The 23,336-nt window shown below is 56.6% G+C and carries 17 protein-coding genes; 8 read left to right on the top strand and 9 right to left on the bottom strand.

Going from position 1 to position 23,336, the window contains the following annotated elements; all coding sequences use genetic code 11:
- The first annotated feature begins 145 nt into the window (after window positions 1-145).
- From dapB to folA, 7 genes are all read left to right on the top strand, one after another.
- Window positions 146-967: a 4-hydroxy-tetrahydrodipicolinate reductase gene (gene dapB / locus V4835_RS20095; protein WP_331413424.1), complete on the top strand. Its 822-nt coding sequence runs from the start codon at window positions 146-148 to the stop codon at window positions 965-967.
- A gap of 453 nt (window positions 968-1,420) precedes the next feature.
- A complete protein-coding gene (gene carA / locus V4835_RS20090; RefSeq protein WP_010427050.1) occupies window positions 1,421-2,569 on the top strand; it encodes a glutamine-hydrolyzing carbamoyl-phosphate synthase small subunit in 1,149 nt (382 codons plus the stop codon).
- A gap of 18 nt (window positions 2,570-2,587) precedes the next feature.
- On the top strand, window positions 2,588-5,812 hold the full coding sequence (gene carB / locus V4835_RS20085) for a carbamoyl-phosphate synthase large subunit (RefSeq protein WP_063143319.1): 3,225 nt from the start codon (window positions 2,588-2,590) through the stop codon (window positions 5,810-5,812).
- A gap of 139 nt (window positions 5,813-5,951) precedes the next feature.
- A complete protein-coding gene (locus V4835_RS20080) occupies window positions 5,952-6,185 on the top strand; it encodes a YgdI/YgdR family lipoprotein (RefSeq protein ID WP_023310357.1) in 234 nt (77 codons plus the stop codon).
- Between the two features lie 103 nt (window positions 6,186-6,288).
- Complete coding sequence (gene kefF / locus V4835_RS20075; RefSeq protein WP_024907429.1) at window positions 6,289-6,819, top strand: glutathione-regulated potassium-efflux system oxidoreductase KefF; 531 nt, start codon at window positions 6,289-6,291, stop codon at window positions 6,817-6,819.
- Window positions 6,812-8,677, top strand: coding sequence for a glutathione-regulated potassium-efflux system protein KefC (gene kefC, locus V4835_RS20070; RefSeq protein ID WP_063143320.1), 1,866 nt, complete (start codon window positions 6,812-6,814; stop codon window positions 8,675-8,677). Before kefF ends, kefC begins: the two co-directional genes overlap by 8 nt.
- A 114-nt stretch (window positions 8,678-8,791) precedes the next feature.
- Entirely contained in the window at window positions 8,792-9,271 is a 480-nt protein-coding gene (folA, locus tag V4835_RS20065; RefSeq protein ID WP_008502023.1) for a type 3 dihydrofolate reductase, read from the top strand.
- A 39-nt stretch (window positions 9,272-9,310) separates the two neighbouring features.
- Here the strand turns inward: folA and apaH are convergent, their stop codons facing one another.
- From apaH to lptD, 6 genes are read right to left on the bottom strand one after another with little or no spacing between them, the layout of a single operon-like run.
- A complete protein-coding gene (apaH, locus tag V4835_RS20060; RefSeq protein ID WP_223562397.1) occupies window positions 9,311-10,159 on the bottom strand; it encodes a bis(5'-nucleosyl)-tetraphosphatase (symmetrical) ApaH in 849 nt (282 codons plus the stop codon).
- Between the two features lie 4 nt (window positions 10,160-10,163).
- Window positions 10,164-10,541: a Co2+/Mg2+ efflux protein ApaG gene (gene apaG / locus V4835_RS20055; protein ID WP_023310361.1), complete on the bottom strand. Its 378-nt coding sequence runs from the start codon at window positions 10,539-10,541 to the stop codon at window positions 10,164-10,166.
- 3 nt (window positions 10,542-10,544) lie between these two features.
- On the bottom strand, window positions 10,545-11,366 hold the full coding sequence (gene rsmA, locus V4835_RS20050) for a 16S rRNA (adenine(1518)-N(6)/adenine(1519)-N(6))-dimethyltransferase RsmA (protein ID WP_023310362.1): 822 nt from the start codon (window positions 11,364-11,366) through the stop codon (window positions 10,545-10,547).
- Window positions 11,363-12,349, bottom strand: coding sequence for a 4-hydroxythreonine-4-phosphate dehydrogenase PdxA (gene pdxA, locus V4835_RS20045; protein ID WP_331413422.1), 987 nt, complete (start codon window positions 12,347-12,349; stop codon window positions 11,363-11,365). The genes rsmA and pdxA overlap by 4 nt, the downstream gene beginning before the upstream one ends.
- Entirely contained in the window at window positions 12,349-13,635 is a 1,287-nt protein-coding gene (gene surA / locus V4835_RS20040; protein ID WP_063143323.1) for a peptidylprolyl isomerase SurA, read from the bottom strand. The genes pdxA and surA overlap by 1 nt, the downstream gene beginning before the upstream one ends.
- A gap of 53 nt (window positions 13,636-13,688) precedes the next feature.
- Window positions 13,689-16,040, bottom strand: coding sequence for an LPS assembly protein LptD (lptD, locus tag V4835_RS20035; protein WP_331413421.1), 2,352 nt, complete (start codon window positions 16,038-16,040; stop codon window positions 13,689-13,691).
- 239 nt (window positions 16,041-16,279) lie between these two features.
- Here lptD and djlA point away from each other — a divergent pair, with 239 nt between their 5' ends.
- The gene (gene djlA / locus V4835_RS20030; protein WP_063143325.1) at window positions 16,280-17,095 is read left to right on the top strand and encodes a co-chaperone DjlA; all 816 of its coding nucleotides are present in this window, start codon (window positions 16,280-16,282) and stop codon (window positions 17,093-17,095) included.
- A 30-nt stretch (window positions 17,096-17,125) separates the two neighbouring features.
- Here the strand turns inward: djlA and rluA are convergent, their stop codons facing one another.
- The 3 genes from rluA to polB form a co-directional block, all read right to left on the bottom strand.
- Window positions 17,126-17,785, bottom strand: coding sequence for a bifunctional tRNA pseudouridine(32) synthase/23S rRNA pseudouridine(746) synthase RluA (gene rluA / locus V4835_RS20025; protein WP_008502014.1), 660 nt, complete (start codon window positions 17,783-17,785; stop codon window positions 17,126-17,128).
- Window positions 17,786-17,797: 12 nt separating this feature from the next.
- Entirely contained in the window at window positions 17,798-20,704 is a 2,907-nt protein-coding gene (rapA, locus tag V4835_RS20020) for an RNA polymerase-associated protein RapA (RefSeq protein ID WP_331413419.1), read from the bottom strand.
- A 128-nt stretch (window positions 20,705-20,832) separates the two neighbouring features.
- Complete coding sequence (gene polB, locus V4835_RS20015; RefSeq protein ID WP_331413417.1) at window positions 20,833-23,190, bottom strand: DNA polymerase II; 2,358 nt, start codon at window positions 23,188-23,190, stop codon at window positions 20,833-20,835.
- Between the last annotated feature and the right edge of the window lie 146 nt (window positions 23,191-23,336).

Genomic DNA, 23,336 nt, shown 5'->3' with positions numbered 1-23,336 from the left:
ATCGTGACGACAAAATCATGTCTTTTACTGATATTTAAGTCGGTTTCACGTTAAATTCTAATTATCGGTGTTTTCAGTTGGCAGTGCTTCTCAAGGCTGGTTAATCTGAAAACGGTTTACATCATTTTAACGTAAGAGAATAACTATGCATGATGCACAGATCCGCGTCGCCATTGCGGGCGCGGGTGGACGTATGGGCCGTCAGCTTATTCAGGCGGCACTTCAGATGGATGGCGTCGCGCTTGGCGCGGCCCTGGAGCGTGAAGGTTCTTCGCTTCTGGGGACCGATGCCGGTGAGCTGGCAGGCGCAGGCCACACGGGCGTTACCGTGCAAAGCAGCCTGGAAGCGGTACAAGAGGACTTCGATGTCTTCATCGATTTTACCCGCCCGGAAGGGACGCTCACGCACCTGGCGTTTTGTCGCCAGCACGGCAAGGGGATGGTGATCGGCACCACCGGTTTTGACGATGCGGGTAAGCAGGCTATTCAGGATGCATCAAAAGAGATTGCGATTGTCTTCGCCGCAAACTTCAGCGTGGGCGTGAACGTCATGCTGAAGCTGCTGGAGAAGGCTGCGAAGGTGATGGGCAACTATACCGATATCGAGATCGTCGAAGCTCACCACCGTTACAAAGTTGATGCGCCATCAGGCACGGCGCTGGCGATGGGCGAAGCGATTGCCCATGCACTTGATAAAGATTTAAAAGACTGCGCGGTCTACACCCGCGAAGGTTACACCGGCGAACGCGTGCCGGGCACCATTGGCTTTGCAACCGTGCGAGCGGGTGACATCGTCGGCGAACACACGGCGATGTTCGCCGATATTGGTGAACGCGTCGAAATTACGCATAAAGCCTCCAGCCGAATGACGTTCGCCAACGGCGCCGTACGTTCCGCTTTGTGGCTGAAAAACAAGAAAGATGGCCTTTTTGATATGCGAGATGTGCTCGATCTCAACAATTTATAAGCATTATTACCCATCGTGATGTGGTTATTGCAGTCGTAATTGTTTGATTGCATAGGGCAATATTTTATTGCCCTTTTATTTTGTCTGTTTCATTGTGTATTTTGATTTAAAGCCATAAATATCTATCTATTGCTGCGTTTTAACGTTGCTGAAATGTAAATTTTGACCATTTGGTCCACTTTATTAAGCTCCATCGCATTATTTTTTATTAAACCAGGCGCGCAAGCGTTTTCCGCAGTGATTTACCTGATCTTTTTGTCGCTTAAGCCGCATTCCTCTCTCCAGGACTGCAAAAGACTAAACAAAATATCCGTTTTAAGTTGACTTTTACCCACCAAATCCCCAGAATGCCGCCGTTTGCCAAAAATCCGCTGGCAACACATTTGCATTGATCCATGACATGCTATGAATTAATATGCAAATAAAGTGAGTGAATATTCTCTGGAGGGTGTTTTGATTAAGTCAGCGCTATTGGTTCTGGAAGACGGAACCCAGTTTATCGGTCGGGCCATAGGGGCAACGGGTTCGGCGGTTGGGGAAGTCGTTTTCAATACTTCAATGACCGGTTATCAAGAAATCCTCACTGATCCTTCCTATTCTCGCCAAATCGTTACTCTTACTTATCCTCATATCGGCAATGTCGGCACCAATGCTGCTGACGAAGAATCTTCTCAGGTACATGCGCAAGGCCTGGTCATCCGCGACCTGCCGCTGATTGCCAGCAACTTCCGCAATACCGAAGACCTCTCTTCTTACCTGAAACGCCATAACATCGTGGCGATTGCCGATATCGATACCCGTAAGTTAACGCGTCTGCTGCGCGAGAAGGGTGCACAAAACGGCTGCATCATCGCGGGCGATAACCTCGATGCGACGCTGGCGCTGGAAAAAGCGAAAGCCTTCCCGGGCCTGAACGGCATGGACCTGGCGAAAGAAGTAACGACCGCAGAAGCCTACAGCTGGACCCAGGGTAGCTGGACGCTGGAAGGCGACCTGCCGGAAGCGAAAAAAGAGAGCGAGCTGCCGTTCCACGTGGTGGCCTACGATTTCGGCGCCAAGCGCAACATCCTGCGCATGCTGGTTGACCGCGGCTGCCGCCTGACGGTGGTGCCGGCACAGACCTCTGCAGAAGACGTGCTGAAGATGAATCCGGACGGTATTTTCCTGTCCAACGGTCCAGGTGACCCGGCACCGTGCGATTACGCCATCGCCGCCATCAAGTCCTTCCTGGAAACCGACATCCCGGTATTCGGCATCTGCCTCGGCCATCAGCTGCTGGCGCTGGCGAGCGGTGCGAACACCGTTAAGATGAAGTTCGGCCACCACGGTGGTAACCACCCGGTGAAAGACATCGATAACAACACGGTGATGATCACCGCGCAGAACCACGGCTTTGCCGTCGATGAAGCCTCGATGCCGGCTAACCTGCGCGTGACCCATAAGTCGCTGTTCGATGGCACCCTGCAGGGGATTCATCGCACCGATAAGCCAGCGTTCAGCTTCCAGGGTCACCCGGAAGCCAGCCCGGGCCCACACGACGCCGCGCCGCTGTTCGATCACTTCATCGAACTTATCGAGCAATACCGTAAGACCGCTAAATAATCAGGAGCCGAGAAGACAATGCCAAAACGTACAGACATAAAAAGCATCCTGATCCTTGGCGCTGGCCCGATCGTCATCGGCCAGGCCTGCGAATTTGACTACTCCGGCGCGCAGGCATGTAAAGCCCTGCGTGAAGAGGGTTACCGCGTAATCCTGGTGAACTCTAACCCGGCAACCATCATGACCGACCCGGAAATGGCCGATGCAACCTACATCGAGCCGATTCACTGGGAAGTGGTGCGTAAAATCATCGAGAAAGAGCGTCCGGACGCGGTGCTGCCAACCATGGGCGGCCAGACGGCGCTAAACTGTGCGCTGGAGCTGGAGCGTCAGGGCGTGCTGGCCGAGTTCGGCGTGACCATGATTGGTGCGACCGCCGACGCGATTGATAAAGCAGAAGACCGTCGCCGCTTCGACGTAGCGATGAAGAAAATCGGCCTCGACACCGCGCGTTCCGGTATCGCACACAATATGGAAGAAGCGCTGGCCGTCGCGGCTGACGTGGGCTATCCGTGCATCATCCGTCCATCGTTCACCATGGGCGGCACCGGCGGCGGCATCGCCTACAACCGCGAAGAGTTCGAAGAGATTTGCGAACGCGGTCTGGATCTCTCCCCAACCAAAGAGCTGCTGATTGATGAATCGCTGATTGGCTGGAAAGAGTACGAGATGGAAGTGGTGCGTGATAAAAACGACAACTGCATCATCGTCTGCTCCATCGAAAACTTCGATGCGATGGGTATACACACAGGCGACTCCATCACCGTTGCGCCAGCCCAGACCCTGACCGACAAAGAGTATCAAATCATGCGTAACGCCTCGATGGCGGTACTGCGTGAAATCGGCGTGGAAACCGGCGGTTCTAACGTGCAGTTCTCCGTTAACCCGAAAACCGGCCGTCTGATTGTTATCGAAATGAACCCGCGCGTGTCCCGTTCCTCCGCGCTGGCCTCTAAAGCGACCGGCTTCCCGATTGCGAAAGTGGCGGCGAAGCTGGCGGTGGGTTACACCCTCGACGAGCTGATGAACGACATCACCGGTGGCCGCACGCCTGCGTCCTTCGAGCCGTCAATCGACTACGTTGTCACCAAAATTCCTCGCTTCAACTTCGAGAAATTCGCGGGCGCGAACGACCGTCTGACCACCCAGATGAAATCTGTCGGTGAAGTGATGGCGATTGGCCGCACGCAGCAGGAATCCCTGCAGAAAGCGCTGCGCGGCCTCGAAGTGGGCGCGACCGGCTTCGACCCGAAAGTGAGCCTGGACGACCCGGAAGCGCTGACGAAAATTCGCCGCGAGCTGAAAGACGCGGGCGCAGAGCGTATCTGGTACATCGCCGATGCCTTCCGCGCGGGCCTGTCCGTCGATGGCGTGTTCAACCTGACCAACATCGACCGCTGGTTCCTGGTGCAGATTGAAGAGCTGGTGCGTCTGGAAGAGCAGGTGGCTGAGCTGGGCATCACCGGCCTGGACGCTGACTTCCTGCGCGTGCTGAAGCGTAAAGGCTTCGCCGATGCGCGTCTGGCTAAGCTGGCGGGCGTGCGCGAAGCAGAAATCCGCAAGCTGCGCGACCAGTACGACCTGCACCCGGTCTACAAGCGCGTGGACACCTGTGCGGCTGAATTCTCGACCGACACCGCCTACATGTACTCCACCTATGAAGACGAGTGCGAAGCGAACCCGTCCGTCGACCGCGACAAGATTATGGTACTGGGCGGCGGTCCAAACCGTATCGGCCAGGGCATCGAGTTCGACTACTGCTGCGTACACGCCTCCCTGGCGCTGCGTGAAGACGGTTACGAGACCATCATGGTCAACTGTAACCCGGAAACCGTATCGACCGACTACGACACCTCTGACCGCCTCTACTTCGAGCCGGTGACGCTGGAAGACGTGCTGGAAATCGTGCGCATCGAGAAGCCAAAAGGCGTTATCGTGCAGTACGGCGGCCAGACCCCGCTGAAGCTGGCGCGCGCGCTGGAAGCAGCAGGCGTGCCGGTTATCGGCACCAGCCCGGACGCGATTGACCGTGCGGAAGACCGCGAGCGTTTCCAGCAGGCGGTTGACCGTCTGAAGCTGAAACAGCCGGCGAACGCCACCGTCACCGCCATTGAGATGGCCGTTGAGAAGGCGAAAGAGATTGGCTACCCGCTGGTGGTGCGTCCTTCCTACGTGCTGGGCGGCCGCGCGATGGAAATTGTGTATGACGAAGTCGACCTGCGTCGCTACTTCCAGACCGCGGTGAGCGTGTCGAACGATGCGCCAGTGCTGCTCGACCGCTTCCTCGACGACGCGGTAGAAGTGGACGTTGACGCCATCTGCGACGGCGAAATGGTGCTGATTGGCGGCATCATGGAGCACATCGAGCAGGCGGGCGTACACTCCGGTGACTCAGCCTGTTCTCTGCCAGCGTACACCCTGAGCCAGGAAATTCAGGACGTGATGCGCCAGCAGGTGCAGAAGCTGGCCTTCGAGCTGCAGGTGCGCGGTCTGATGAACGTCCAGTTCGCGGTGAAAGACAACGAAGTCTACCTGATTGAAGTTAACCCGCGCGCGGCACGTACCGTACCGTTCGTCTCCAAAGCCACCGGCGTACCGCTGGCGAAAGTGGCGGCGCGCGTGATGGCGGGCCAGACGCTTGCGCAGCAGGGCGTGACCAAAGAGATCATTCCACCGTACTACTCGGTGAAAGAAGTGGTGCTGCCGTTCAACAAATTCCCGGGCGTTGACCCGCTGTTAGGGCCAGAAATGCGCTCTACCGGGGAAGTGATGGGCGTGGGTCGCACCTTCGCAGAAGCGTTCGCGAAGGCGCAGCTGGGCAGTAGCTCTACCATGAGAAAATCAGGCCGTGCGCTGCTCTCCGTTCGTGAAGGCGACAAAGAGCGCGTGGTTGACCTGGCCGCCAAGCTGCTGAAACAGGGCTTCGAGCTGGATGCAACCCACGGTACGGCGATTGTGCTGGGCGAAGCCGGTATCAACCCGCGTCTGGTGAACAAGGTGCATGAAGGTCGTCCGCACATTCAGGATCGTATCAAGAATGGCGAATACACCTACATCATCAACACCACCGCAGGCCGCCAGGCGATCGAAGACTCCAAGCTGATTCGCCGCAGCGCGCTGCAGTACAAAGTGCACTACGACACCACCCTGAACGGCGGTTTCGCAACGGCCATGGCGCTGAACGCGGATGCCACCGAGAAGGTGATTTCGGTGCAGGAAATGCACGCGCAGATTAGCAAGTAAGCAAAAATGCCCGGTGCCGTTCGGCTGCCGGGCATTCTCCCCATCTTCAGAACCTTCTGGTTTTTCATCCGCTTTCAGTCAGTTAACCTAAAATGGTTAGGTCGATAACGAAATTCAACTGAGAGCAGGGGAAAACACCATGCAAAATAAATTACTGATCGCTTCCGTTCTGGCTGCCACCACAATGTTTACCGTTGCGGGCTGTTCGTCTAATCAGGCCGTAAAAACCACCGATGGCAAAACCATTGTCACCGACGGCAAACCGCAGGTGGATGACGATACCGGTCTGGTGTCGTACAAAAACGCCGAAACCGGTCAAACCGAGCAGATCAACCGTGACCAGGTGAAATCCATGGGCGAGCTGGATAACTAATTCAGAATTCTGACGTAAGCCCGTCAATAATATTCACTATTAGCCTGTTGAATTACTGACTACACTCTTTTGTTAAAAGAAAGCAGTAACAACAGGCTAATCAATGATTCTGATAATTTATGCCCATCCTTATCCGCAGCACTCGCATGCGAATAAGCGGATGCTTGAGCAGGTAAGGACGCTTGATAACGTAGAGATACGTTCCCTCTATCAACTCTATCCCGATTTTAATATTGATATCGCCGCCGAACAGGAGGCGCTTTCCCGTGCCGATCTGATTATCTGGCAGCATCCCATGCAGTGGTACAGCACGCCCCCTCTCCTGAAACTGTGGATTGATAAAGTCTTCTCCCACGGCTGGGCGTATGGTCACAACGGCAATGCGCTAAAAGGAAAAAGCCTGATGTGGGCGGTCACTACCGGCGGAGGGGAAAGCCATTTTGATATCGGTTCCTTCCCGGGTTTTGACGTCCTGGCGCAGCCGCTGCAGGCGACTGCGCTCTATTGCGGTCTGAACTGGCTCCCGCCGTTTGCGATGCACTGCACGTTTGTTTGCGACGATGAAACGCTGCAGGCGCAGGCTCGTCATTATAAACAACGCTTACTTGAGTGGCAGGAGGCGCACCATGGATAGCCATACGCTGATACAGGCGCTGATTTACCTCGGCGCGGCGGCGCTGATTGTGCCCGTGGCGGTACGCCTGGGGCTGGGCTCTGTTCTCGGCTACCTGATTGCGGGCTGCGTCATTGGGCCGTGGGGCTTTCGACTGGTCACGGATGCAGAGGCGATTCTCCATTTCGCTGAAATCGGCGTGGTGCTGATGCTGTTTGTGATTGGCCTGGAGCTCGACCCGCAGCGGTTGTGGAAGCTTCGCGCCTCGGTATTTGGCGGCGGGGCTCTGCAGATGGTGGCCTGCGGCCTGCTGCTGGGCGGGTTCTGCATCCTGTTGGGTATGGACTGGAAAGTGGCAGAGCTGATCGGCATGACGCTGGCGCTCTCTTCAACGGCCATTGCCATGCAGGCGATGAACGAGCGAAATCTGACGGTATCCCAGATGGGACGCAGCGCGTTCTCGGTGCTGCTGTTCCAGGACATTGCCGCTATCCCGCTGGTGGCGATGATCCCGCTGCTGGCGGCCAGCGGTTCCTCTACCACGCTGGGCGCTTTCGCGCTGTCGGCGCTGAAGGTGGCGGGCGCACTGGCGCTGGTGGTGCTGCTTGGCCGCTACGTGACCCGCCCGCTGCTGCGGTTTGTTGCCCGTTCTGGCCTGCGCGAAGTGTTCAGCGCCGTGGCGCTGTTCCTGGTGTTTGGCTTCGGTCTGCTGCTGGAGGAAGCCGGGCTGTCGATGGCGATGGGGGCGTTCCTCGCAGGCGTTCTGCTGGCGAGTTCTGAATACCGTCACGCGCTGGAAAGCGATATCGAGCCGTTCAAAGGGCTGCTGCTGGGGCTGTTTTTCATCGGCGTCGGGATGTCCGTCGACTTCGGCACGCTGGTGACGCATCCGCTGCGGATCGTCATTCTGCTGGTCGGCTTCCTGGTCATTAAAATGGTGATGCTGTGGTTGATTGCGCGTCCACTGAACGTGCCGGGCAGGCAGCGCCGCTGGTTTGCCGTGCTGCTGGGGCAGGGGAGTGAATTTGCGTTCGTGGTCTTTGGCGCCGCGCAGATGGCAAACGTGCTCGACCCCGAGTGGGCGAAAGCGCTGACGCTGGCGGTCGCACTGTCGATGGCGGCGACGCCTGTATTGCTGGTGGTGCTGACGCGCCTGGAAAAATCGGACAGCGAGCAGGAGCGCGAAGCCGATGAGATTGACGAGGAGCAGCCGCGCGTCATCATCGCCGGATTTGGTCGCTATGGGCAGATCGTCGGGCGTTTATTGCTCTCCAGCGGGGTGAAAATGGTCATCCTCGATCACGATCCCGACCATGTCGATACCCTGCGTAAATTTGATATGAAGGTGTTTTACGGGGATGCGACCCGCGTCGATCTACTGGAATCCGCCGGGGCGGCAAAAGCCGAGGTATTGATTAACGCCATTGACGATCCTGAAACCAGCATGCAGATGGTGGAGCTGGTAAAAGAACATTTCCCGGCGCTGACTATTATCTCCCGCGCGCGCGATGTGGATCACTACATCCGGCTGCGGCAGGCGGGCGTAGACGCCCCGGAGCGTGAAACCTTCGAAGGTGCGCTGAAGTCTGGCCGCATGGCGCTGGAAAATCTGGGACTCGGCGCGTATGAAGCGCGCGAACGGGCGGACCTGTTCCGCCGCTTTAATACCGAGATGGTTGAAGAGATGGCGGCGATGGCCGGCAGTACGGCCACCGAGCGCGCGGCGGTGTTTAAACGCACCAGCGCGATGCTGACGGAAATCATTAACGAGGACCGTAACCACCTGTCGCTTACCCAGCGCCATGGCTGGCAGGGCACGGAAGAGGGCAAGCATACCGGCGATCCGGCTGACGAACCCGAGAGTAAACCTTCCGCGTGAAGTGGAGTTGCCAGCAATAATAAAAAATTTCTTTATCTTTACCCTGCCGCCAGTCGACGAAAGATTAAGCTTTCCGTATAGTGGCGGCAATTTTTTGCATCCGGGAAATTTTCAATGATCAGTCTGATTGCAGCGCTGGCGGTGGACCGCGTTATCGGTATGGAAAATGCCATGCCGTGGAACCTGCCTGCCGATCTCGCATGGTTTAAACGTACTACGTTAAACAAGCCGGTAGTGATGGGCCGCCTGACCTGGGAGTCGATTGGTCGTCCATTGCCGGGCCGTAAGAATATCGTTATCAGCAGCCAGCCGGGCACTGACGATCGCGTCGAATGGGTAAAATCAGTAGACGAGGCGATTGCTGCGTGCGGCAATGCCGAAGAGATCATGGTGATTGGCGGTGGACGCGTGTACGAGCAGTTCCTGCCAAAAGCGCAGAAGCTGTATCTGACCCATATTGATGCAGAAGTGGAAGGGGATACCCATTTCCCGGACTACGATCCGGACGAGTGGGAATCGGTATTCAGCGAATTCCACGACGCGGATGCACAGAACTCCCACAGCTACTGCTTCGAGATTCTGGAACGTCGTTAAGTCATTTTCCCTCTCCCGGCCGGGAGAGGGAATAACGTATCAGGAGGCGACGGCCTCACTTTCTCCTAAGTCCAGCTGTCGGTTGGACGGCTGCACAAAGTAAGCTTTATCTTCCCAGCGTAAGCAGGTTAAGTCTCCGCCCCAGCAGCATCCGGTATCCAGACCATAGATCCCTTCCGGTGTTCCTTTTCCTTCCAGTGCAGCCCAGTGACCAAAGACCACGCTGTACTCGCTGGTCACCGGCCCCGGAATGGCAAACCACGGTTTCAGCGGAGCGGGCGCGCTTTCCGGCGTCTCTTTCGAATACATGTCCAGCTGTCCGTTCGGGAAGCAGAAACGCATGCGGGTGAACGCGTTGGTGATAAAGCGCAGGCGGGCCAGACCGCTGAGCTCCTCGCTCCAGTGGTTCGGCATATCGCCGTACATGGCATCGAGGAAGAAAGGATAGGAGTCGCTCGCCAGCACCGCTTCAACGTCACGCGCGCAGGTTTTCGCCGTCTCAAGATCCCATTGTGGGGTGATCCCGGCATGCGCCATGACCAGCTTCTTCTCTTCGTCGATCTGCAGAAGGGGCTGACGGCGCAGCCAGTTAATCAGATCGTCCGCGTCCGGCGCATCCAGCAGTGGGGTGAGGCGATCTTTAGGTTTGTTGCGGCTGATCCCGGCGAAAACCGCCAGCAGATGCAGATCGTGATTGCCCAACACCATGCGCACGCTGTCGCCCAGCGATTTGACGAAACGTAATACTTCAAGGGAGCCGGGGCCACGCGCGACTAAATCGCCCGTCAGCCAGAGCGTGTCCTGTCCTGGCGTGAAGTCGACCTGTTTTAACAATGCGATCAGTTCATCGTAGCAACCGTGAACGTCGCCAATCAGATATGTAGACATTAGATTAATGAATGAGTGTGGTTACGGCGAGACGGAACACAGGAATGGCAACGCGGAAATCATTGCCATCGACGTCGACCATTTCATAATGGCCTTGCATGGTACCCATCGGCGTTTCAATCACCGCGCCGCTGGTGTACTGGTACTCTTCGCCAGGGGCGATATGGGGCTGCTCACCGACCACACCTTCGCCCTGAACTTCGATTTCGCGGCCATTGCCGTTAGTGATAAGCCAGTAGCGCCCGCGCAGCTGCACGGGCATCCGCCCCAGATTGCGAATGGTCACGGTGTAAGCGAAAACAAAACGTTCTTCGTCCGGGGAGGACTGCGATTCAACATAGACGCTTTGTACATGGACACATACGCGGGGCGAATCAATCATGGCTTAACTCTCCTTCGGCGGCGCATTATCGCTGATGTAATTAGCCAGCTTGCAGTACTGCTCTACGGAAATGTTCTCCGCACGCATTGCCGGGTCGATCCCCAGCTCGGCTAACACCTCAACGGTAAACGAATTGCTCAGGCTGTTACGGATCGTTTTACGGCGCTGGTTAAAGGCTTCTGTGGTAATGCGGCTCAGTACGCGCAGATCTTTAACCGGGTACGGTTTCGTTTTGTGCGGCACAAGGCGCACAACCGCTGAATCCACTTTCGGTGGTGGTGTGAACGCTGACGGCGGTACTTCGAGTACCGGGATCACGTTGCAGTAATATTGTGCCATCACGCTTAAACGACCATACGCTTTACTGTTCGGGCCTGCAACCAGACGGTTAACAACCTCTTTTTGCAACATGAAGTGCATGTCGGCAATGGCATCAGTATAGCTAAAGAGGTGGAACATGAGCGGCGTGGAGATGTTGTACGGCAGGTTGCCGAAGACGCGCAGCGGCTGGCCCATTTTTTCCGACAGTTCGCCAAAGTTCATGGTCATGGCGTCCTGCTGATAGATGGTCAGCTTCGGCCCGAGGAACGGGTGCGTTTGCAGGCGTGCGGCCAGATCGCGGTCCAGTTCGATGACGGTCAGCTCGTCGAGGCGTTCGCCTACCGGTTCGGTCAGCGCGGCAAGGCCCGGGCCGATTTCGACCATAGCCTGACCTTTTTGCGGATTAATAGCCGAGACAATGCTTTCGATCACGAACTGATCGTTAAGGAAGTTTTGCCCGAAACGTTTGCGGGCTAAGTGGCCCTGATGGACTCTATTAGTCATTGAGTATTAACAATCATTTTGATGGCGAGATTAAGCGCCGTAATAAAACTGCCGACATCCGCTTTCCCCTGGCCTGCCAGATCCAGCGCAGTACCGTGGTCAACGGACGTTCGAATAAAGGGTAAACCGAGGGTGATATTCACCCCGCGGCCAAAGCCCTGGTATTTTAGCACGGGCAGGCCCTGATCGTGGTACATCGCGAGCACGGCGTCGGCGTTATCCAGGTATTTCGGCTGGAAAAGGGTATCCGCAGGCAGCGGCCCGCTGAGGTTCATCCCCTTCGCCCGCATTTCGTTGAGCACCGGAATAATGGTGTCGATCTCTTCAGTGCCCATATGCCCGCCTTCTCCGGCGTGCGGATTCAGGCCGCAGACCAGCACGTGCGGCTGCGCGATCCCAAATTTTGTCTGCAGATCGTGGTGCAAAATCCCGACGATCTCGCGCAGGAGTTCAGGGGTGATCGCATCAGGAATGGCTTTGATCGGCAGATGGGTTGTCACCAGCGCAACGCGCATCTCCTCCGTCGCCAGCATCATCACCACTTTCGGGCTGTGCGAGCGCGCTTCGAAGAACTCCGTATGCCCGGTAAACGGTATGCCCGCTTCGTTGATGACGCCTTTGTGGACGGGGCCGGTAATCAGGGCGGCAAATTCGCCCTTCAGGCAACCGTCGCAGGCGCGCGCCAGGGTTTCAACGACATAGTGGCCGTTTTCCGTGCTGAGCTGGCCCGGGATGACCGGCGTACGAAGGGGAACTGAAAGAAGGGTCAGCGTACCGGCTTGCTGCGGTGCAGGCTGTTGGCCTTCAACGTAAGGGATGAGCGTTAAAGGCAGACCGAGCAGCGTTGCCCGGTCTTGTAACAGTGTTGCATCGGCGCAGACAACCAGTTCTACCGGCCAGCTGCGCTGGGCGAGCTGGACGACGAGGTCAGGCCCAATCCCGGCGGGTTCGCCGGGCGTGATAACAACACGATGCTGTTTCATTAGTTGCTCAGAACTTTCACGTAAGCACTGGCGCGTTGTTCCTGCATCCAGGTTGCTGCTTCTTCTGAGAACTTACGGTTAAACAGCATACGGTAGGCTCTGTCTTTTTGTGCCGCATCCGTTTTATCAACGTTACGGGTGTCCATCAGCTCGATCAGATGCCAGCCAAACGAAGAGTGGACCGGCGTGCTGATCTGGCCTTTGTTCAGCTTCATCAACGCGTCGCGGAAGGCAGGATCGTAAATATCCGCAGCTGCCCAGCCCAGATCGCCGCCCTGGTTAGCAGAGCCTGGATCCTGAGAGAACTCTTTTGCGGCCTTCGCAAACGAGGTTTTACCGCTCTTAATATCTGCAGCGATCTGTTCCAGCTTCGCACGCGCCTGATCGTCAGTCATGATCGGTGACGGTTTCAGAAGAATGTGGCGAGCGTGAACTTCGGTGACGGAGATATTTTGGCTCTGGCCGCGGAGATCGTTCACCTTCAGAATGTGGAAGCCCACGCCTGAACGGATAGGACCAACGATATCCCCTTTCTTCGCCGTGCTCAGCGCCTGAGCAAAGATGGATGGCAGCTCCTGAATACGTCCCCAGCCCATCTGGCCGCCTTTCAGCGCCTGTTGGTCAGCGGAGTAGGTGATTGCCAGCTTGCCAAAGTCGCCGCCGTTACGCGCCTGTTCAACAATAGAACGCGCCTGGCTTTCTGCTTCCGCAGCCTGATCGGACGTTGGGTTCTCTGGCAGTGGGATCAGGATGTGGCTCAGGTTCAGCTCTGTGCTCGCATCGTTCTGGTTACCCACCTGTTTTGCCAGCGCGTCCACTTCCTGAGGCAGGATGGTGACGCGGCGACGTACTTCGTTGTTACGCACTTCCGAAATCAGCATCTCTTTACGGATCTGGTTACGGTAGGTGGCGTAGCTGATGCCGTCATAGGCCAGACGGCTGCGCATCTGATCTAAAGACATATTGTTCTGCTTCGCGATGTTAGCGATCGCCTGATCGAGCTGCTCGTCAGTGACCTTCACACCCATTTTCTGCCCCATCTGCAGAACGATCTGATCCATGATCAGACGCTCCAGGATCTGGTGGCGCAGCGTGGCGTCATCCGGGAGCTGTTGACCGGCTTCGCCCGAATTGAGCTTCACCGATTTCATCAGACCGTCAACGTCACTTTCAAGCACGACGCCGTTGTTAACCACAGCAGCGACTTTATCAACAACCTGGGGGGCCGCGAAGCTGGTATTCGCAACCATAGCGACACCGAGCAGCAGCGTTTTCCAGTTCTTCATACTTTTTCCATTTCAATTAACCGCAAAGCGGATTACGTTGCAAATCAAGCACATTACAAGGCGCTACGGTACGGCAGAATATTCGAGCGCAGCATTTTCTGCGTACCCAGACCGTAGTTGGAACTCAGGCCGCGTAACTCGAAGTTAAAGCCAATCACGTTATCGTATTTGCTCTGATTGTTTTGAGTATCCCAGCCGTTAAGTTTGCGTTCGTAGCCGACACGCAGCGCGTAACAGCAGGAGTTATATTGCAGACCCACCATCTGGTCAGCAGGTTTATTGGCGTTAGTGTCAAAGTAGTAAGCGCCTACGATTGACCACCGGTCGGCGATTGGCCAACTTGCTGCACCACCCACCTGCGAAATACCATCTTTATAGCGTTCTGAGCCAGCATAAGATGGCAATGTTGCCTGAATATATTCCGGGCTGGCGTAACGATACGTCAACTGCACCATACGGTCTTCATCACGGCGGTACTCAATAGCAGCGCTACTTGTCGCAATATTATCGAGTCGAGTGTCATATTGCACACCACCGCGCAGACCCCAGCGGTCAGTCATACGCCAGTAAGTATCTCCCGCCCAAACCAGCGATCCCGTTTTGTTATCTTTCTCCCAGTTAATGTTGTCATCACCGGTGCGTGACTCGGTGAAATAGTAGATTTGACCAACAGAAACGTTAAAACGTTCAACGGCGGCATCATCATAAACACGGGTTGTGACGCCGGTCGTTAACTGGTTAGCGGATGCGATGCGGTCAAGACCGCCGTAAGTACGGTCACGGAACAGGCCGCTGTAGTCAGACTGGAGTAAAGAAGAGTCGTAGTTCTGAATCTTGCTCTGATCGCGGTACGGCACGTACAGATACTGCATACGCGGTTCGAGCGTCTGGGTATAACCATCCGCCAACAGGGCCATATCACGCTCGAAGATGAGCTTGCCGTCCATTTTGAACTGCGGGAGCGTGCGGTTGACCGACTCTGCCAGATGCGTATTGTTTGTTGCGTTGTAGTTATCAACATTTTTTTGCTGATAGTGTGTCGCCATCAGCTTGGCTTCGGTATTCAGGCTTGCCCAGTCGTTAGACCATGGCAGATTGACCGTCGGCTCAAGGTGAACTCGCGTGGCTTCAGGCATGTCCGAATCCGTGTTAACGAAATGCACCGCCTGAGCGTAGACGTGAGTGTCGAATGGACCCACATCATTCTGATACCAGTTAACGTCCAGCTGTGGCTCTGCGCCATACGTAGGCGTGGACTGGTCAGAAAATACCTGGAATTGCTTGGTCGAGACGGTCGCGTCAAAATTCTGTACCGCATAGCCTACGCTGAATTTCTGCGTGGCATAGCCATCGGTACTCGAGCCGTATTTGGACGAGAAGTCATTAAAATAAGACGAATCGCTAACTTTGGTGTAGTCAACATTAAAGCGCCACACCTGATCCATCACCCCGGCATGCTGCCAGTAGAATAACCAGCGGTGTTTATCGCCTTCGGTCGGATGCTCGTCCTGGAAGACTTTATCTGACGGCAGATAGTCCAGCTCCATCAGACCCGCACCGGCGTGGGTCAGATAGCGGAACTCGTTCTCCCACATGATGTTGCCGCGCTTGTGGATATAGTGCGGCGTAATCGTCGCATCCATGTTTGGCGCGATGTTCCAGTAATACGGCAGGTAGAACTCAAAGTAGTTCGACGTGCTGTATTTGGCATTCGGGATCAGGAAACCGGAGCGACGTTTGTCACCCACGGGAAGCTGCAGATAAGGGCTGTAAAATATCGGCACCGGACCCAGCTTGAAGCGGGCGTTCCAGATCTCTGCGACCTGTTCTTCGCGGTCATGGATAACCTCACTCCCGACCACGCTCCAGGTATTTGAACCCGGCAGACATGACGTGAACGTACCGTTTTCCAGGATCGTATAGCGGTTTTCACCGCGCTGTTTCATCAGGTCCGCGTCACCGCGCCCCTGGCGACCCACCATCTGGTAATCACCTTTCCAGACGTTAGTATCTTTGGTATTCAGGTTTGACCAGGCTTTCGGACCTTTCAGGATGACCTGATTGTCGTCATAGTGCACATTACCCAGCGCATCCACCGTTCGTACCGGCTCGGCCGCACCTTCCGGCTGCTTCTGGTGTAACTGCACTTCATCTGCCTGCAGGCGGCTATTGCCCTGGTTAATATCAACATTGCCCGTAAACGTGGCATTGTCAGGGTAAGTCCCTTTCGAACTGTCGGCAGTAATGGTTACCGGCAAGCTATTTGTATCGCCACTCACCAGTGGGCGATTATAACTTGGGACGCCAAGCATACATTGCGAGGCGAGATCGGCCGCCAACCCCTGTTGACTGTACAGGGCGGTGCCAATCATTGTGGCCAGGAGGGTGGGGATACGTTTTTTCATACGTTGTATTTTATTGTTCCGTCATCAGTGGCTACGGCTTATAAACGCTCAGAGACTATCTTACTCATCTGCGCAGTACCAGCGTTAATCCTGCCCGTTTGCGTGCCAGAGTGTTAGGCTCGCTATCGAATGACGAGTATGATAAAGCAAATTATAGGCGATGTCCTTCAATTGACCGTGACTTGAACACAGTGATGATGACGTTGCGTCGGCCAGGAATATGACTATCCGGGGAGTATATGCAGTATTGGGGTAAAATAATCGGCGTTGTGTTCGCCATCATCATGGGAGCCGGGTTCTGGGGGATTGTGCTTGGGCTTATTATCGGCCATATGTTTGATAAGGCGCGCAGCCGCAAAATGGCCTGGTTTGCCAATCAGCGCGAGCGTCAGTCACTCTTTTTCTCCACCACCTTTGAGGTCATGGGGCACTTAACCAAATCCAAAGGGCGTGTCACAGAAGCCGATATTCAGATTGCCAGCGTTTTTATGGATCGCATGAACCTGCACGGCGACTCCCGTCTGGCAGCACAAAATGCGTTTCGCATCGGTAAAGCGGATAATTATCCGCTTCGCGAAAAAATGCGTCAGTTCCGCAGCATCTGTTTTGGACGTTTTGATTTAATTCGGATGTTTCTGGAAATTCAAATCCAGGCGGCCTTCGCCGACGGTTCGCTTCACCCTAATGAACGTGATGTACTGTACGTCATTGCGGAAGAGCTGGGCATCTCCCGTATGCAGTTCGACCAGTTTCTGCGCATGATGCAGGGCGGGGCGCAGTTTGGCGGCGGCTATCACCAGCAGTCGTCCGGCGGAGCCTGGCAGCAGGCGCAGCGTGGTCCGACGCTGGAAGATGCCTGCAACGTGCTTGGCGTAAAGCCCTCTGACGATCAGACCACGATTAAACGTGCCTATCGTAAGCTCATGAGCGAGCATCATCCGGACAAACTGGTCGCGAAAGGCTTGCCGCCGGAAATGATGGAGATGGCGAAGCAAAAAGCGCAGGAAATCCAGAAGGCGTACGAGCTCATTAAAGAGAAGAAAGGTTTCAAATAAGAAAAAGCCCGACGGTGTCGGGCTTTTTTTTTAGAAGTCCACCGGGGCTTTAAACGTCATCGCGTTACCAAAGGCCGGATGGGTGATGGTGAGCGTCTGCGCGTGCAGCTGCAGGCGTGGCGCTAAGGCCAGCGCTTCAGGCGGCGCGTAAAAGCGGTCGCCCAGAATCGGATGACCCAGGGCAAGCATATGCACGCGCAGCTGGTGTGAACGTCCGGTAATCGGCTTAAGCAGGACGCGCGCGGTATTATCCGGCGCGTACTCCAGCACTTCATACTCGGTCTGCGCGGCCTTGCCGGTTTCATAACACACCTTCTGCTTAGGCCGGTTCGGCCAGTCACAGATCAGCGGTAAATCCACCAGCCCTTCCGCCTGCGCGGGGTGGCCCCAGACGCGGGCGACATACTGCTTTTTCGGCTCGCGCTCGCGGAACTGGCGCTTTAACTCGCGTTCCGCCGCTTTATTCAGCGCCACCACAATCACGCCGCTAGTGGCCATATCCAGGCGATGGACGGACTCCGCCTGCGGATAATCGCGCTGGATACGCGTCATCACGCTGTCTTTGTGCTCGTCCAGACGCCCCGGCACGGACAACAGGCCGCTGGGCTTGTTGACCACCATAATGTGTTCATCCTGATACAGAATGACCAGCCAGGGATCCTGCGGCGGATTGTAAGGCTCCATCACCATCTTGCGCTCCGTTTACTGATGCGTCACAACGATAAGACGCAGGGCATCCAGACGCCAGCTCGCCTGATTCAGGCTTTCCAGCACCTGCTGACGGTTGCTCTCAATCGCCGCCAGCTCGTCGTCACGGATGTTCGGGTTGACTGCTTTTAACGCTTCCAGACGGGACAGCTCCGCAGACAGTTTCTCATCGGCTTCGCTGCGCGCGGCGTCAATCAGCGTTCTGGCTGCTTTTTCAATCTGGGTTTCGCCCAGTTGCAGAATGGCGTGCACGTCCTGCTGTACCGCGTTGACCAGCTTGCTGCCCGTATGGCGGTTTACCGCGCTCAGCTGTCGGTTGAAACTCTCGAATTCAACCTGTCCCGCCAGGTTCGTGCCGTTTTTGTCCAGCAGCAGGCGGACAGGCGTTGGCGGCAGGAAGCGGGTGAGCTGCAGCTGTTTCGGCGCCTGCGCTTCCACAACGTAGATCAGCTCCACCAGCAGGGTACCCACCGGCAGCGCCTTGTTTTTCAACAGGGAGATGGTGCTGCTGCCGGTATCGCCGGACAGGATCAGATCCAGACCGTTGCGGATCAGCGGGTGTTCCCAGGTGATAAACTGGGCGTCTTCGCGGGACAGCGCCACATCACGTTCGAAGGTGATGGTACAGCCATCTTCCGGCAGGCCCGGGAAATCCGGAACCAGCATGTGATCGGACGGGGTCAGGACAATCAGGTTCTCGCCACGATCGTCCTGGTTGATGCCGACGATGTCGAACAGGTTCATGGAGAAGCCGATCAGACTGGTGTCATCATCTTGTTCTTCAATGCTTTCGGCAAGCGCCTGCGCTTTTTCACCGCCGTTGGAGTGGATCTCCAGCAGACGGTCGCGGCCCTGCTCCAGCTGCGCTTTCAGCGCGTCGTGCTGCTCACGGCAGGACTTGATCAGCTCATCAAACCCTTCCGCGTTTTCCGGCGCGGCCAGGTAGCCGATCAGATCGCCATGCACCCGATCGTAAATGGTGCGGCCTGTCGGGCAGGTGTGTTCAAACGCGTCCAGACCTTCGTGGAACCAGCGTACCAGCACGGACTGCGCGGTTTTTTCCAGATATGGCACGTGGATCTGAATATCATGCGCCTGACCGATACGATCCAGACGGCCGATACGCTGCTCCAGCAGATCCGGGTTAAACGGCAGATCGAACATCACCAGGTTGCTGGCGAACTGGAAGTTACGGCCTTCAGAGCCGATTTCCGAGCACAGCAGAACCTGTGCGCCGCTGTCCTCTTCCCCGAACCACGCCGCGGCGCGGTCGCGCTCGACGATGGACATGCCTTCGTGGAACACGGCGGCACGAATACCTTCGCGCTCGCGCAGGACCTGCTCCAGCTGCAGCGCGGTGGCCGCTTTGGCGCAGATCACCAGCACTTTCTGGGAACGGTGCGCGGTCAGGTAGCCCATCAGCCACTCCACGCGCGGATCGAAGTTCCACCAGGTGCCGGTATCGCCTTCAAATTCCTGGTAGATTTGTTCCGGATAAAGCATGTCGCGGGCGCGCTCTTCCTGGGTTTTGCGCGCACCCATAATGCCGGAGACTTTAATCGCCGTCTGATACTGCGTCGGCAGCGGCAGCTTGATGGTGTGCAGCTCGCGTTTCGGGAAGCCTTTGACGCCGTTACGGGTGTTTCGGAACAGCACGCGGCTGGTGCCGTGGCGGTCCATCAGCATGTCGATCAGCTCTTTACGCGCGGATTCCGCGTTGTCGCTCTCGCTGTTCGCAGCCTGCAAAAGCGGCTCGATATCCTGCTCGCCAATCAGATCGCTCAGGGTGTTGAGTTCGTCGTTTGAAAGACGCTTGCCCGCCAGCAGCATAGCGACGGCATCCGCGACCGGACGGTAGTTATTCTGTTCTTCCACGAACTGCTCAAAGTCGTGGAAACGGTTTGGATCGAGCAGGCGCAAGCGGGCGAAGTGGCTTTCCAGACCCAGCTGCTCCGGCGTTGCGGTCAGCAGCAGGACGCCGGGCACGCGCTCGGCAAGCTGCTCGATAGCCATGTATTCGCGGCTCGGCGCGTCTTCGCTCCAGACCAGATGGTGCGCTTCGTCAACGACCATAATGTCCCACTCGGCATCGCACAGGTGCTCAAGACGCTGCTTGCTGCGGCGCACGAAGTCCAGGGAGCAAATGACCAGCTGTTCGGTTTCAAACGGGTTGTCGGTATCGTGCTGCGCTTCGGCATAGCGTTCGTCATCGAACAGAGAGAAACGCAGGTTAAAGCGGCGCAGCATCTCAACCAGCCACTGGTGCTGCAGGGTTTCTGGCACCACAATCAGCACGCGTTCGGCAGCCCCGGAAAGCAGCTGTTGATGCAGGATCATGCCCGCTTCGATGGTTTTACCCAGGCCCACTTCATCTGCCAGCAGCACGCGCGGCGCGTGACGACGGCCCACGTCATGGGCGATGTTCAGCTGGTGAGGGATCAGGCTGGTGCGCTGGCCGCGCAGGCCGCTCCACGGCATGCGGTACTGTTCACTCTGGAACTTACGCGCGCGATAGCGCAGCGAGAAGCGATCCATACGGTCGATTTGCCCGGCAAACAGGCGGTCCTGCGGCTTACTGAACACCAGCTTGCTGTCGAGCAGCACTTCACGCAGGATGACATTGGCCTCGTCGGTGTCCAGGCGAGTCCCGATGTAGGCGAGCAGTCCATTCTCTTCTTTTACGTCTTCAATCTTGAGCTGCCAGCCGTCATGGCTGGTCACGGTGTCACCCGGATTAAACATCACGCGGGTTACAGGGGAGTCATTGCGAGCGTAAAGACGGTTTTCACCGGTGGCCGGGAAGAGGAGGGTAACCATACGCGTATCGATTGCTACGACGGTTCCTAATCCAAGTTCGCTTTCTGTATCGCTGATCCAGCGTTGACCAAGTGTAAAAGGCATAGTTGTTCGGCTCTAATCTTTAATTGCAGGCAATAGTTCGACCCCCGTCAAAAAAGACGGTCATCGAAAAATGGGTCCGGGAATGGAAAGGGCGCTATGGTACTGGATGGCAGCCATTTCGTCACGCGTCAAAATAGGCCAAGTTGTCCTGTCACTAGTGTAGCAAAATCATCGTCGATGAAGGGCAAAATTCCGTCGGCAACCGGCTGAAGCTGACGCGTCAGATAGTGTTCGTAATCCAGAGGCGAATGCTGATAATCCACGGGTTCCGGGCCGCTAGTGGTCCAGACGTATTTGATGGTCCCCCGGTTTTGATACTGCGGCGCGCGGCCGCGGCGTACGTTTTCTTCATCCGCCAGGCGCGCGGCGCGTACGTGTGGAGGAACGTTGCGCTGGTACTCCGCCAGCGGACGGCGCAGGCGCTTGCGGTACACCAGCTGCGCGTCAAGTTCGCCCGCCATCAGGCTGGCTATCGTCTCGCGCACGTAGTCCTGATACGGCTCATTGCGGAACACCCGCAGATAGAGCGTCTGCTGGAACTGCTGCGCCAGCGGCGTCCAGTCTGTGCGCACCGTTTCCAGCCCTTTAAACACCATCCGCTGCGCGTCGCCTTCCTGAATCAGCCCGGCGTAGCGCTTCTTGCTGCCCTGATCGGTACCGCGAATGGTGGGCATTAAAAAGCGGGCGAAATGGGTTTCAAATTCCAGCTCCAGCGCGCTGGCTAACCGCTCTTTCTGCAAATGTTCCTGCCACCAGTCGTTCACGAAGGCGACCAGCGCTTTGCCGATTTGTGCGGCGTCCTCTTCTGAATGCGTGCCCTTAAGCCACACAAAGGTGGAGTCCGTGTCGCCGTAGATGACGTCATAGCCCCGGGACTCAATCAGCGCTTTGGTTTGGCGCATAATCTCGTGCCCGCGCATGGTGATCGAGGAGGCGAGGCGCGGGTCAAAGAAGCGGCAGGCGCTGGTGCCCAGCACGCCGTAAAAGGCGTTCATGATGATTTTCAGCGCCTGTGATAACGGCTTATTGCCGTGGCGCTTGGCTTCGTCGCGCCCGTGCCAGATGTTTCCCACGATTTCAGGCAGACAGTGTTTTTCCCGCGAGAAGCGTGCGCCGAGGAAGCCTTCGGTGCTGTGCTCATCATCCGGCTGGGCCATGCCCTCAACCAGCCCGACGGGATCGATCAGGAAGGTGCGGATGATCGACGGGTACAGGCTTTTGTAATCCAGGACCAGAACGGAGTCATACAATCCTGGTCGGGAGTCCATGACATAGCCGCCGGGGCTTGCCTGCGGCGGTACGTCCCCGAGGTTGGGGGCGACATATCCCACGCGGTGCATGCGGGGAATGTAAAGATGGCCGAACGCGGCTACCGAACCGCCGTGCCTGTCGACAGCCAGGCCGTTCACCGTCGCGCGCTCCAGCAGAAACGGCATAATCTCGGTTTTGTGGAATATCTGCGTGACCAGCTCGCAGTCTTTCAGGTTATAGGTGGCGAGCGCGGGTTTATCTTCGTTAAAGCGCCGGTCGATCTCGTCCATTCTATCCCAGGGATTGTCGATGGACTTACCCTCGCCAAGTAGCTCCTGCGCGACGGCTTCCAGGGAGAATGAAGAGAAGTTCCAGAAGGCGGATTTTAGCGCCTCGATGCCGTCGATAATCAGGCGACCGTTAGCCTGCGCGAAGAAAACGCCGTTCTTAAAACCGTGTTCGCGCCATTCCAGCTCGCTGTTTCCGCGCCCCAGCATCAGCGGGATGCGGTAGCGCTCGGCGTGTTTTTGCAGAACGCGCAGGTCGAACTGCACCACGTTCCAGCCGATCAGAACATCGGGATCGTAGTCGGCAAACCACTGGTTAAGCTTCTCCAGCAGCTGCGGGCGGCTGCTGACGTACTCAAGCCGGAAATCCAGCGCGGACGCATCGCCATTCGGCGGCCCGAGCATATAGACAACCCGATCGCCGCAACCTTCCAGGCCAATGCAGTACAGCTCGCCGTGACGGGTGGTTTCGATATCCAGGGAGACCCACTTCAGCGGTGGGCGATAGTGTGGGTTAGGCTTCAGGCGCGCGTTAACGAGGCTGCCGCTCTGCGCGGTGCCGTCGACCCAGACGGGGGCGGTGATGAACCGCTCCATCAGGAAGCGTTCCGGTGGTCGGATATCGGCTTCGTAAAGCGTCACGCCTGCTTCTCGCAGCAGCTTTTCATAGCGCATCTGCTGGCGATGGGCGCGACAGTAGAGGCCGTAAACCGGCTGGCGGTGGAAATCTTTCAGCTCAAGCGGGGTGATGCGCCAGCCGTTTTCGCCGCGCAGCAGCTGCTTCACCTTCTCGACGTGGGCTTCAGGAATAAAGGCCACGGATTCCTGTGGGGGCAGCGTAACGTGCAGCGGACCGTTATCGGTTGCCAGCCAGAACGCGACCTCGGTGCCCTGAGGGGTATCCCGCCAGTGTCGGGTCAGTAAAAAACCTTCTTGCGCCTGCGCCACGCCGTTATCCCATAAAACAAAACCAGGCCTGATTATAGCCTGGTTAAGGTGGGTTTGCTGGGGTTTTATACAGTGCTGGTTTTGCCGGATGGCGCTGCGCTTATCCGGCCTACAGGTTCCGTAGGCCCGGTAAGCGCAGCGCCACC

The sequence above is a fragment of the Enterobacter cloacae complex sp. CARB60 genome, from assembly GCF_036487345.1.
GTDB lineage: Bacteria > Pseudomonadota > Gammaproteobacteria > Enterobacterales > Enterobacteriaceae > Enterobacter > Enterobacter asburiae_D.
This window is presented reverse-complemented; position numbering and strand designations above follow the sequence as displayed.

Coding starts and splice junctions, on each gene's coding strand:
- apaH (WP_223562397.1), bottom strand. CDS start 10,159: ATGTCTACATATCTGATTGGCGACGTTCACGGTTGCTACGATGAACTG.
- kefC (WP_063143320.1), top strand. CDS start 6,812: ATGGATAGCCATACGCTGATACAGGCGCTGATTTACCTCGGCGCGGCG.
- rapA (WP_331413419.1), bottom strand. CDS start 20,704: ATGCCTTTTACACTTGGTCAACGCTGGATCAGCGATACAGAAAGCGAA.
- carB (WP_063143319.1), top strand. CDS start 2,588: ATGCCAAAACGTACAGACATAAAAAGCATCCTGATCCTTGGCGCTGGC.
- rsmA (WP_023310362.1), bottom strand. CDS start 11,366: ATGACTAATAGAGTCCATCAGGGCCACTTAGCCCGCAAACGTTTCGGG.
- rluA (WP_008502014.1), bottom strand. CDS start 17,785: ATGGTGATGGAGCCTTACAATCCGCCGCAGGATCCCTGGCTGGTCATT.
- V4835_RS20080 (WP_023310357.1), top strand. CDS start 5,952: ATGCAAAATAAATTACTGATCGCTTCCGTTCTGGCTGCCACCACAATG.
- pdxA (WP_331413422.1), bottom strand. CDS start 12,349: ATGAAACAGCATCGTGTTGTTATCACGCCCGGCGAACCCGCCGGGATT.
- surA (WP_063143323.1), bottom strand. CDS start 13,635: ATGAAGAACTGGAAAACGCTGCTGCTCGGTGTCGCTATGGTTGCGAAT.
- dapB (WP_331413424.1), top strand. CDS start 146: ATGCATGATGCACAGATCCGCGTCGCCATTGCGGGCGCGGGTGGACGT.
- lptD (WP_331413421.1), bottom strand. CDS start 16,040: ATGAAAAAACGTATCCCCACCCTCCTGGCCACAATGATTGGCACCGCC.
- djlA (WP_063143325.1), top strand. CDS start 16,280: ATGCAGTATTGGGGTAAAATAATCGGCGTTGTGTTCGCCATCATCATG.
- kefF (WP_024907429.1), top strand. CDS start 6,289: ATGATTCTGATAATTTATGCCCATCCTTATCCGCAGCACTCGCATGCG.
- folA (WP_008502023.1), top strand. CDS start 8,792: ATGATCAGTCTGATTGCAGCGCTGGCGGTGGACCGCGTTATCGGTATG.
- apaG (WP_023310361.1), bottom strand. CDS start 10,541: ATGATTGATTCGCCCCGCGTATGTGTCCATGTACAAAGCGTCTATGTT.